This window comes from Palleronia caenipelagi (assembly GCF_007004065.1).
GTDB lineage: Bacteria > Pseudomonadota > Alphaproteobacteria > Rhodobacterales > Rhodobacteraceae > Palleronia > Palleronia caenipelagi.
On record NZ_VFSV01000064.1, the window covers coordinates 1 to 10,834 of the forward strand.

Genomic DNA, 10,834 nt, shown 5'->3' on the forward strand with positions numbered 1-10,834 from the left:
ATCACGGCTACAGATGGCGCCGTGGGCGCGGGTGACCGGCTGGCGATCCTCGCCAGCGAGATCGCTGTGGAGGGTCTGGCCTATGGTCTGGGCTCTGCGGTGCTGAGCGCCTCGGAGGGTCTGACGAGCAGCGGGCTTCTGGAGAGCGGCGGGGCGCTTGAGCTGTCGGCGGTGGATCTTTTGCAGCTGGCAGGTGGAGTGACGGCGGCCGGGGCGCTGGATCTGGACGCGGTACGGCTTGAGGTTCTGGCAGGGGCGGAGCTGTTGTCGGGCAGCCTGTCGGCACGGGCAGATGACCTGGCGCTGGATGGTCTGATGGCAGTGCAGAACACGGCGGATGTTGTTTCCACGGATGTCCTGCGCCTGTCGGGGACGCTGTATTCGGGTGGGGATCTGTCTCTGTCCGGGGAACGGATTGAGAGCGCGGCATCGGCGGTGGCGGTTGCGGGCGTGGATTTTTCGGATCTCACGGCCTCGCTGGGCGTGGCGAACCTGACGCTGAGCGCAGCGAGCGCCGATCTGGGCGGGGAGATGCTGACGGGCGGCACGGCCACGGTGCAGGTAGACGGGGCTTTGAGCCTGCGTGGGTTGCTATCTTCTGATCAATCGCTGCAAGTCAACGCCAGTTCAATTGACCAGACCGGTCAGGTTTCCGGCAAAAATGTTTCTGTGACCGCTCAGGGAAATTACCTGCTGGATGGCGATACCTTTGGTCAAAGTCACGTCTCTGTTTCTGCCGGTGGCAGAACAGATATCGCCGGGACCGTCGCAACTTTCCAAACCGATGGCGCCGGTAATTTCATCTTGGACGGAACGGTTGAGATCCAGGCTAATGACATCCTTGTGTCAGGTGGATTGGCGGGAGGACGCCTTGTTCTTCAATCGATCACGGATATCGCGAATTCGGGAGATGTGCTGGCGTTGGGCAATGTCGATTGGATCGCTGGACGCCTTATTAGAAATGATGGAGTAATTGACGCCTCTGACGTGGCCCGTATCGAGGCCAGGACGGTCGAAAACCATGTCGGTGCAGTTTTGTCCGCTGAACGGATCCGGCTTGTAGCTTCCGATACCTTGTCAAATAGTGGGGATATTGGCGCCGCAACGGAATTAAATATTGCGTCAGCGCAGCTTGAAAATAGTGGTCAGTTGCGGGCCGGTCTGATCTCAATAAGTACTGATGAGCTGCGCAACAATGCAGGAGGGGTCTTCGACAGCATTTCTGCGCAGCTCAATGCCGACACCCACCTCATCAATGAGGGTAAAATTGTTGGCACCGATTGGGTGTTAATGTCTGCCGGTGAGTTGAGAAATGCCGGGCTTTTCCATGCCGGTTCTGGCCTGGAGGTCGTCTCCGACAGTCTGGTAAACTCGGAAGCAGGGATCATTCAGTCACAGGGCACGGTTGCTGCTCTCGTTGATGGGTCCATTGCAAATAACGGGCTTATCCGCAGCCTTGGCGACATTGTGCTTGACTCTGAAGCCGGCAATATCACCAACCGGGGTCTGATAAATGGCGAACGGGTATTCATTTCGACACCCCAACAGATCGTCGGCGATGCAGGTTCGATCATTGGACAGTCTCTCGTCTCGCTCGACGCAGCCCGGTTGGGCAGAACGGATCTCAGCGGTGCCAACACGTTGCAATCCCTGGGCATGGTGGCTTCAGGTGGAGGTCTGTCACTGACCTTATCCAATGCCGGCCTGATCGTTAGTTCGGGTGCGTCGCTTGCGGTGCTCGGTGATCTTCGGATCGACCTGTCTGGATCCATTCGAAATAATGGGATCATTCGTGCCGGGGGCAGTCTTATGCTGACCTCGGCCGCGGACATCATCAATCACCAATCACTTTTGAAATCCGGCGAGACGATGTCCCTCACCGCATCGAACGGCGCTTTCGAAAACCTCTCTGGTATTGTTGAAGCTGGGGGCGACCTGACCATTTCGGCGAGCTCGGTCGTCAACAGTTATCTGACCGTTGATGTCTCCTGTGTCATTGGGGTCTGCAATCTGATGGAGGAGAACTACAGTGAGAAAACGATTGATGGCTTAGATCACATTCGACTCAGAAACAACTTCGCGAGAGACCCAAATGCCTTTGATGGCGTCATCATTCCAGAGGGACCGTTTTTCGTTGAGGGGAACAGAAAACCATCTTCTGAATATGTGTATAAGCCTGACTTTAAGTACTTTTTTGTTGGCGGCATGGGCGATCAGCCAATCTGGACAGACTCCAAAATTTGGAGCTATTACCTCCATTTTGACGATCCCTTGAACTTCCTGCATCCGCTTTTCCACATTTACGGAGGCGATAATGATGACGGTCGGCGTACGGACTACCGCTTTTTCTGGGAAGAAGGGGCGAATGTCAGTCTGTCCGGCGCTCAGCCAATCATTCGTTCCGACAGCACAATCAAGATCATCTCAGATCAGATCACCAATGACCTCGGCCTGATTTCTGCAGACAAAGATGTGGTCCTGAGGGCAGGTACGGTTCGGAATACCGGATACGACACCACTAAGTATCGATATGAAAAGGAAATGCGGTATTACCGCGTCGGTAATGACGACTATTCAACTTCCTACGCATGGATGGATGGTCGCCAAACAGAACTCCTCTCTGTTGTTCCGGGAAAAAAGTACCTCGGTCGGATTGTTGCCGGCCGCAATTTGTCGATCAACGGGACAACTCCCAACGGGTCTGGTGGCGTGGTGAATACAGGCGTCATAGAAGGCTCCTCCACACAGATTGTTTCTGACCAGATCACCGGCGGGCTCGCATCAGGCAACTTCATTGTCTCAGACAACACAGTCGGGTCCGTCGGGATTGACCTGAGCGACTATGCGGCAACCGCAGTCCTCACACAGACCGCCGGCTCTCCCCTCTCGCCAGGTACGGTGCCTGTCGCAACCGGCAGTGCGATTGATCCATCTGCGGGTATGAGGGACGGAGTCGCTGATGCATCATTTGGTGGTGTGGATCCGGCGACGGGGCGCAGAATTGACACCCGGCAAAGCTTGAAGAGTACGATTGCACGCCAATCTGCCAACTCGCCAAATGTGGCGACCGTGGCTCAGGAAGGTATCGATCCCAGTCAGCCCTCTACTACCTCCCTGAGCGATCAAGCGCTCTTGTTCAGGGCGAACGATCTCTTGGGATTAACCTCTGCGGATGCTCTTCCGGGCGGATTTGCAACGCGTGATACAGCGGGTTTGTTGAGCACTCCGGACTACCGGACATCCGAAGGCGATCTGGTCCCATCATCGGATCTGTCTCGCCACGCTTTGTTGCGCAGCGTTGGGTTCAAAGGAGATATCCAGTTTCTAGTGGATCCTGCGACAGAAGCCGAGACCATTCGCTTGGCCAATCTCCAGCAGACCGGCCGCGCATTCCTTTATGACGAATGGCGCACTGCCGAAGACCAGCATGACGCTCTCCTGGAAAATGCCCTGGCGTTCTTCCAGACGCATCCCGGAGTGGAACTGGGCAAGGCGCTGAGCGCCGAGCAGATTGGTAACCTCAAGGCACCACTCCTGTGGTACGTCGAGAAGACGGTCGACGGGCAGCGCGTACTGGTGCCGACACTATATCTGTCGCAAAATGAGCGTAACAACTCACCTCCAGGCAGCTTTATTGGGCGCGACAATCTGGTCCTGGAGGGCGGTCGCATCGCGCTAAATGACAGCTCTCTTCTGTCTGGCCGGAACGTCACCATTCAGAGTGACACCACCGCGTCTTTTGGCCGGATTTCCGCAACAGACCGACTGGACCTCCGTGCTCTTGGGGCGACAAGCGATTTGGTCTTCAGTGATCTTGAGCTCGATGCATCGCCACGCTCACTGTCACTCTATGCCGGTCGGGACCTTCTGATCAATCAGGACATCAACGTGTCTGGCAAGCTCGAACTCGTTGCCGGGCGGGATCTGACCCTCGATGCCATTGATCTGACCGCCCGGACAGCCCTACTGCAAGCCGGCCGCGATATCCAACTTCTGTCGCAGATCACCAGGACGGAAGATATTCAAATCCCCACCCGGCAGGTGGAGGAAAGAGTTTGCCGCATTCCGGGAGGCGACGGATGCCGTGTCTACGGAACCGTGACAAAGACGATCCCGGCCGAAGGGTCTATCAGACGCTACAGCGAAACCGTTGATGTGCCCTCAATCAACGTTCGAGGTGACCTGTCACTCTTTGCGGGCAGGGACATTCTTCAAGAAGGTGGCACGGTTTCCGGCGGGGACATCGTTCTCTCTGCCAGCCGCGATATTTCGATCAAGCCCGTCGAGCTAAGATCCGGAACCGAAGCGTATGTCGATCGTTCCGATCCCGGTTGTGGCTGGACTTGCGCATTCTCTTCGGAGCGCTATCGCCTGACATCGGAAAGCTCGTCTCTCGCACGCGCGCAGATTGATGCCAGCGGTTCGTTGACCCTGACAGCCGGGCGGGATTTGACGATTACTTCGGCCAATCTCGACGCGGGGGGCGATGTGTCTCTACGCGCCTTACGCGATATCAAGCTTAACACGGCAGATCAGACGACACAGGGCAGCTTTGCCAGTGTTTTCTCCCAGCGCGACTGGAACAACTCCACTGCAATCACCAGTAACATCTCTTCTGCCAACGGGAATATCAGCATTCTGGCCGATAGAAATCTTCGCTCGCATGGGGCTGGGATCTTCGCTGACGGGGCCCTGTCGCTCGCAGCGGGCAGCGGAGCGCTTGATTTCTTGGCCGCGCGCTCAAGCACCTATGAAAAAGAGCGCCGCTCCAGCCGAAAAACGACATCGACCATGTCATCGCAGGTTTCCCGTTTGGAGAGCGGCGAAAACCTGACGCTGTTGGCAGGGACCGACCTGACGGCGGAGGGCCTGCAGGTCTCCGTTGTCGGAGGCGTTGAGGCCATCGCCGGAAGCAGCCTGACTCTCGCCGCGGCCGCAAATGAAGAAACTTATCAAAAGGAAAAAATCAGCCGAGGCTTTCTGTCGAAGAAGAAAACCACGATCAGCAGGTATGATCTGACCTATCAGGGCACCAGCATTTCGGCAGGTGAGGGACTTCGGCTCGCCTCGGGTGATACGATGACATTGGCCGGATCGCAGCTGGCCTCGACCGGTGGTCATGTGGCTCTTGACGTGGGCGATGATCTCGTCGTCGGGATCTACGAGGATGAAAGCAGCTACTCGAAAGACGTTTCGAAATCCTCTTTCGGCGGACTGATCCGGCGTGATCGCCAAAGCAGTTCCAGTCGAACAACCGCAGGAACGTCGGACCTTACTGCCGGTGCCGACCTGTCCCTCGCCTCAGAAGGGAATACCCGCCTCATCGGATCGCAGCTTGTAGCCGGCGGGAGAGCGACCATCACCACCGGTGGCAACCTGAATGTCGAAGGAGCGATCAGCACACTGAAAACCAGCTATTTCGAAGATGATTCCGGGGCTGTTCTGAAAACCGTGACGACCGAAAACACCTTCGACCAGACGGTTGAAATGGCCCGGTTCGATGGAGACTTTACGTTTGATATCGGCGGGACAACAACCCTGACCCGGTACGACGACGTCTACTCCGGCGATTGGGACGCGCGGCCCGGCACAACGGTGGATGGAGTAAGCCTGCCAGGGGTGGGCACCCGCAACCCCTATCCCGACGCCCTGATCTCCGGTGACAATGTCACCATCGTCACCGAAGAGCTTCTGCACAGCTACGAATTTGAGCAGAACCGCGAGCTTTCCCCCGCGTTCAAGGCACTGGTGACGACCGCCGCAATGCTGCTCGTCGGGCAGCCCCAGTTCCTGGTCCAAACATTCGGCACGTCCACCGCCACGGGTCTCACCACCTTCGGCATCCAGGCTGGCATCGGCACCCTGGAGGGCGCGCTGACCGGCGAGTTCGACCTCGGCGATATTCTTGGCGATGCGGCCCTCTCGGGTGTCACCGCTGGAATCGGGTCGGGGCTGACGACGGCGATCAATCTCGAGACCCTCGGCGTGACCCTGCCTGACAGCGATATCCTGACCACCTCCCTCTTCGGAGATGGCAATCTCACCATCAGGAACGTGGCAGAGGCGACGCTCGATAGCGGCCTGACTGCCGGTGTCGGCACCGTCGTTACCGGGTCCGATTTCGGGGATGCCTTCACCGCGGGCCTGACCGGCACGATCGTGAACCTCGCCATGGCCGATGCCCAAAATGAGATCGGCGGTCTGGTGGTTGACGGCACCTTGGCTGGTGAAGGCAGCCTCGGTCACCTCATCCTCCACGCCGCCGTCGGCTGTGGCGCCGCCGAACTTCAGGGCGGAGACTGCGCCGCCGGTGCAGCAGCAGGCGCCACGCAGTCGCTCTATGCAGGCACAGCTCCTGTCACCGGTCCCGAATCGAACCCCACAGTGATCCGGAACGCCAGCCTCCTCGGCGCCGCCGTCGGATACGCCTTCTCGGGCGGTGAAGCAGACAACGTTGGGATCGCATCCCAAGTCACCGCGTCGGGCATAGAGAACAACTATCTAACGCATGACGACGTTAACCTGTTGCGCCAGGAATACGACGCTTGTTTGGCAAAAGCGCAGGGATGTAGTTCAGAAGAAATTCAAGCACTCTATGACAAGTATCAGGATATTTCCGACCTAAGAAACGAAGCTCTGCTCGCAGAATGCCGAGATGCTCTTTGCGTAAGCTACTACAAAGATCAGGCAGTATCTGTTGATGACTTCTTGCGCATCATGGATGGCACAGCCATTGGTAATGTTACGTTCTCAAACGCATACGCGTCATCAGAAATCTGGGCGCAGGCAGACGCTAATGTATTGGCTTATAATGGAGTTATAGGCAGTCATTGTAAAACCGGTGATGTCACGTGTTTAGACGAAGCTCGTGGACACGCAATTGTTCTTGTTGCAGGTCTTACTCCCGGTGCAGTTGGAACTGCGGTAGGCCTTTCGGAGTGCGTTCAAAATCCCAGTGCGATCGGGTGCTCTCTGGAAATCCTCTCAGCATCGGCGGGTGCTCTGAGCCGAGTCGTGGGTAATGTAATCCCAACTCGTATTGCCCCAAATAGGGTAGACGACGTTCCGCAAATAACGAGAAACCGCCAGCACCACGAGCAAAAGGTTAACGAAGTGGTCGATGACCTTGAGGCGCAGGGTTATCAGGTGGATACTGAGGTAAGTTTCAGAGGGTGCGATACCACAAGACGTTGCCGTGCTGACGTTGTGGCTCGCGATGAAAACGGTCGTGTTGTGCAAGTCGTTGAGGTTAAAACCGGCGACGCGGGGTTAAGTCCCAACCAAGCAGAAATTTATCCTCAAGTTGCCAATGGTGATGCTATCCCAACCGGGCAAGTAGCAGAGCGTTTGGGGCTTCGCCCAGGTGTGCCGTTGAGAGATCAAGGCTATCCGAATGGCATTCCAGTTGAGGTTCGAACTTTTGAAGGGGTCAATCAATGAACGCCAAAGAGGTCGCAGGAGTTTTCACACAGCTTGGTTGGACGCCAAAGCGAGATATAGATCGTTATGCGGAGAAAGAAACTGGCGACAGGGTAGTAAGAATTTTGTTCACGATCAAAGATCTAGATGATTTTCAGAAATTTGAAGGTAGCCATTCCATAAGGACTGAAACGTTTACCGCTGCGGTCAAAGAGATCGAAGGGGGTCGCGGCGAGTACAATGATTTGCTCAAGGTCAACTTTAAGAACAAAGTACGTTTCCAAGAACCTGAAATTACTCGAAAACACATAGAGATAGCCTGTGACAAAGCGATAGAGTGGGCAATGTCTGTTGATATAGATCAGCGTTATGAGGAACTTTGTAGCCTTGATCCTGCAACACCGGGTGCCGCTGGTGTTTGGCACCTTGCTGCTTTGGCTTTGAATCAGCACACGAACAAGCTGCTCACCTATCAGAAACACTTTGAAACCGGAGATCGCTGCGGTTTTGTCAATTTTATCACCAAGGACTATATCGACCGCGCAGTTATCTTGGCAGAACAAAACGAAGCGGGTCTGTGATCACTCCGCCGGTTCTTCTGGCGCCTGATACTTTGGCATAGCGATAGCGCAGTATGACAGCCCGTTGCGGTCTTGGATAATGGGGGCGTTTGCAAACCCGCACCAGCTTGCATCGTCGTCTTGGGCGATGAGCTGGACGGATCGGCTGAAATCGTCCCCCACAATCCTTGCCTTTGCGAAATAGAACGCCCCACCGCCTGCGAGCAGCGCGGCGACGGCCATCCCGGCCACCAGCGTAACCCAGTCCCATTTTGATCGGGTGTCACGTTCTTCGAGCCGGTTGGCGACAACGGAGAGCTGTTGCTTTGTTGCGGCGATGTTCTGGGTGGTGTCTTTGAGGTTTGCGAGTGCGGCTTTGGTCTCGTTTGCGGTGTTGAGGTGGGACGACATCGATGCCTAGCGCGGCACGGTGTTTATCCGCGAGGGCAAGGGCAAGGTGGACCGGATGGTGCCTATAGGGGAGAGAGCGCTCACATGGTGCCTTAAATACGGCGCAGAAGTGCGCCCGCAGTTCGATCTGACGGGCCGCGATCCGGCGTTCTTTCTCACCAGCCTTGGCGAGGCCTTCACCGCCAACCGCATGACCCAGCTTGTGCGCGGCTATGTGCAGGCCGCTGACATTGGCAAATCCGGCTCCTGCCACCTGTTCCGCCATTCCTGCGCCACCCTGATGTTGGAGAATGGCGCCGACATCCGCTATATTCAGCAGCTCCTCGGCCACGCCAAGCTCGACACGACACAAATCTACACCCAGGTCAGCATCCGACAGCTCAAACAGGTCCATACCCTCACACACCCGGCCAAGATGGCAGGAGGGGCGGAAACCGTGATTGAGGATGAGGATTGAAATTAAGTACAGAACCGCGTACATATACGAGCATGAGAGCAACAACCTACACCGACTTCCGCCGCAACTTGTCCGCCACGATTGACGGGGTTGCCGTTGATCATGAACCCGTGCTGATTACGCGCAGCGGCGGCAAACCTGCGGCTGTGCTGATGTCTTTGGAGGACTTCGCATCCTTTGAAGAAACCCGCTATCTCCTTAGCAGCCCGAAAAACTCCGAGCGCCTGTTAAAGGCGGTGCAGGAGCTTGACGAGGGTAAAGGCACCGAGCGGCAGTTGATCGAGTGAAGATCATCTTCGATGAGCAGGCTTGGGACGATTATCTGTATTGGCAGAAGCATGACCGCAAACTGCTGACCCGCCTCAATAGCCTCATAAAAGAATGCACACGCACCCCGTTTGACGGCACAGGCAAGCCTGAGCCGCTGAAAGGACAGCTAGCTGGCTGGTGGTCCCGCCGTCTGAATCGCGAGCATCGGCTCGTCTATCGGGTCGAGGGTGAGCAGTTGCTCATTGCCCTATGTCGCTACCATTACTGAACTTCTCCTTTAGCCGCCAATCCCTTACATCTTTCCAAGTGCAAGCCGTCCGGTCTATGACTGGGGTATGACCCTGCGGCTCAAAACCTTCTTTACCGGCCTCATTGCCCTGCTCACAGCAGCCCTCCTCGCGTGCGCACCCGCAGGCGCAAAAACCGCGTCGGGGGGATATCAACTTTTTGAGCCGGTCACTTTGGCGGATCAGCACGCTATCCAATTGGCGTCATTGGAAAATTTTGACTATCACGCCAAAATCGCCCCAGAGTGTTGTAAAGCCACAAAGGGGGGAGTTGACCCGCGTGATGTCGGTGGAATCAAAGGCGTTCGAACACACCAGGATGGTCCAGCCGCTGGAGGTAGGAAGCCACAGTATCATGCTGACGGCGGACTAGATCGGGCAAAGGCTGATTTCGAGAGTGCCGTTGGAGGTCAATACACGACACTGCCCAATGGCAACCTGCGTGGTACAGGACCGAATGGAGAAAACATAATATTTAACCCACAAAGTTCTGGTGGATTGAACCCCAACGTTACCGGTCCACCGACCATATATGTCGACGGGGCGGCGATCAGATATGACTAGTGCTGTCGATGTTTCTTTGGTGAAACAGGATTTCGAATCTTACTCATCGTTGCAGTTGCTTTTTAGAGGGGTTGCTAAGCAATTGCTCCCAGAGTTCGTGGGTGATCTTCGTTTCTTATTTCCAGAAGACGAGAATGTGGCAATAGCCTTCGATTGGGTGTCGTCAGTAATGTACTGCGATGAGCTGCTGTGGTCTTCGGAAAGTTATCCATATTTTAAGGACGTAGATCGAACCAACGGGTTATATTTGGTTGAGGGGTCTTCGTATCTTGCAAGGATCGAACAGTTTTTTCCGAACCATAATCATTACATCTATTTTGATCGTGAGTTTAACTGGCACATCACTGCGCGCGGGTTCGAAAAGGTCGCGACGCCATGACGCTGATACTCCACTTGATGAAAGCTCTTTTCGTGCTGCTTGTGGTGGCATTTGGCGCAGTGTCTGCTGTTGCCACCTCAGGGTATTTGATCCCACATTTCCCAAGTAATTCCGTGATTTACCTTTGTTGATGTGGCTTTTCGTGTTATATTACAGCACGTTAGATGACATTGGAGGCTGCAATGCTGGTGATCAGCCCCACTTGAGTGGTCCAATTTGATTGTTAGTGCATGACGGGCCTCCGGTCCATCGTGACGAAGGTTTCCGGGGCCGGTGGGCGGTAGCCTAATGCGCTGTGTGGTCGTTTCGTGTTGTAGTGTTTCCTCCATTGTTCGATCAGGATCTGCGCCTCGCGCAGGCTGTAGAAGGTTTCGCCATTCAGGAACTCGTCGCGGAAACGGGCGTTGAAGCTTTCGCAGTATCCGTTCTCCCAAGGCGATCCAGGTTCGATGTAAGCCGTTTTCGCGCCGACAGCTTTGATCCAGTC

Annotated in this window: 9 protein-coding genes; 7 read left to right on the forward strand and 2 right to left on the reverse strand. The window is 55.6% G+C overall.

Annotated elements, in window-relative coordinates; genetic code table 11:
* Positions 1–21 precede the first annotated feature (21 nt).
* The gene (locus tag FEV53_RS18335; RefSeq protein WP_221931669.1) at positions 22–7,440 is read left to right on the forward strand and encodes a hemagglutinin repeat-containing protein; all 7,419 of its coding nucleotides are present in this window, start codon (positions 22–24) and stop codon (positions 7,438–7,440) included.
* A complete protein-coding gene (locus FEV53_RS18340; protein WP_142836169.1) occupies positions 7,437–8,000 on the forward strand; it encodes a DUF6990 domain-containing protein in 564 nt (187 codons plus the stop codon). Before FEV53_RS18335 ends, FEV53_RS18340 begins: the two co-directional genes overlap by 4 nt.
* Here FEV53_RS18340 and FEV53_RS21705 read toward each other — a convergent pair whose 3' ends face one another.
* Positions 8,001–8,390, reverse strand: coding sequence for a hypothetical protein (locus tag FEV53_RS21705; RefSeq protein ID WP_246100917.1), 390 nt, complete (start codon positions 8,388–8,390; stop codon positions 8,001–8,003).
* A 19-nt stretch (positions 8,391–8,409) separates the two neighbouring features.
* Between FEV53_RS21705 and FEV53_RS18350 the strand changes: the two genes are divergently transcribed.
* From FEV53_RS18350 to FEV53_RS18370, 5 genes are all read left to right on the forward strand, one after another.
* Positions 8,410–8,847: a tyrosine-type recombinase/integrase gene (locus FEV53_RS18350; protein WP_281283554.1), complete on the forward strand. Its 438-nt coding sequence runs from the start codon at positions 8,410–8,412 to the stop codon at positions 8,845–8,847.
* Between the two features lie 32 nt (positions 8,848–8,879).
* Complete coding sequence (locus FEV53_RS18355; protein ID WP_142836170.1) at positions 8,880–9,134, forward strand: type II toxin-antitoxin system Phd/YefM family antitoxin; 255 nt, start codon at positions 8,880–8,882, stop codon at positions 9,132–9,134.
* Positions 9,131–9,385 (forward strand): Txe/YoeB family addiction module toxin, encoded by a 255-nt coding sequence (locus FEV53_RS18360; RefSeq protein ID WP_142836171.1) that lies wholly within the window; start codon positions 9,131–9,133, stop codon positions 9,383–9,385. The genes FEV53_RS18355 and FEV53_RS18360 overlap by 4 nt, the downstream gene beginning before the upstream one ends.
* Positions 9,386–9,452: 67 nt before the next feature.
* Positions 9,453–9,968 (forward strand): hypothetical protein, encoded by a 516-nt coding sequence (locus tag FEV53_RS21710; protein ID WP_246100919.1) that lies wholly within the window; start codon positions 9,453–9,455, stop codon positions 9,966–9,968.
* Positions 9,961–10,347 (forward strand): hypothetical protein, encoded by a 387-nt coding sequence (locus FEV53_RS18370; RefSeq protein ID WP_142836172.1) that lies wholly within the window; start codon positions 9,961–9,963, stop codon positions 10,345–10,347. Before FEV53_RS21710 ends, FEV53_RS18370 begins: the two co-directional genes overlap by 8 nt.
* 223 nt (positions 10,348–10,570) lie before the next feature.
* Here FEV53_RS18370 and FEV53_RS18375 read toward each other — a convergent pair.
* Positions 10,571–10,834 (reverse strand): integrase core domain-containing protein (locus tag FEV53_RS18375; RefSeq protein WP_142833644.1); only part of this gene is annotated, 264 nt, incomplete at its 5' end.

What these genes read in the sequence shown, in the direction of transcription:
- FEV53_RS21710 (WP_246100919.1), top strand. Translation starts at nt 9,453, where the DNA reads ATGACCCTGCGGCTCAAAACCTTCTTTACCGGCCTCATTGCCCTGCTC.
- FEV53_RS18370 (WP_142836172.1), top strand. Translation starts at nt 9,961, where the DNA reads ATGACTAGTGCTGTCGATGTTTCTTTGGTGAAACAGGATTTCGAATCT.
- FEV53_RS18355 (WP_142836170.1), top strand. Translation starts at nt 8,880, where the DNA reads ATGAGAGCAACAACCTACACCGACTTCCGCCGCAACTTGTCCGCCACG.
- FEV53_RS21705 (WP_246100917.1), bottom strand. Translation starts at nt 8,390, where the DNA reads ATGTCGTCCCACCTCAACACCGCAAACGAGACCAAAGCCGCACTCGCA.
- FEV53_RS18340 (WP_142836169.1), top strand. Translation starts at nt 7,437, where the DNA reads ATGAACGCCAAAGAGGTCGCAGGAGTTTTCACACAGCTTGGTTGGACG.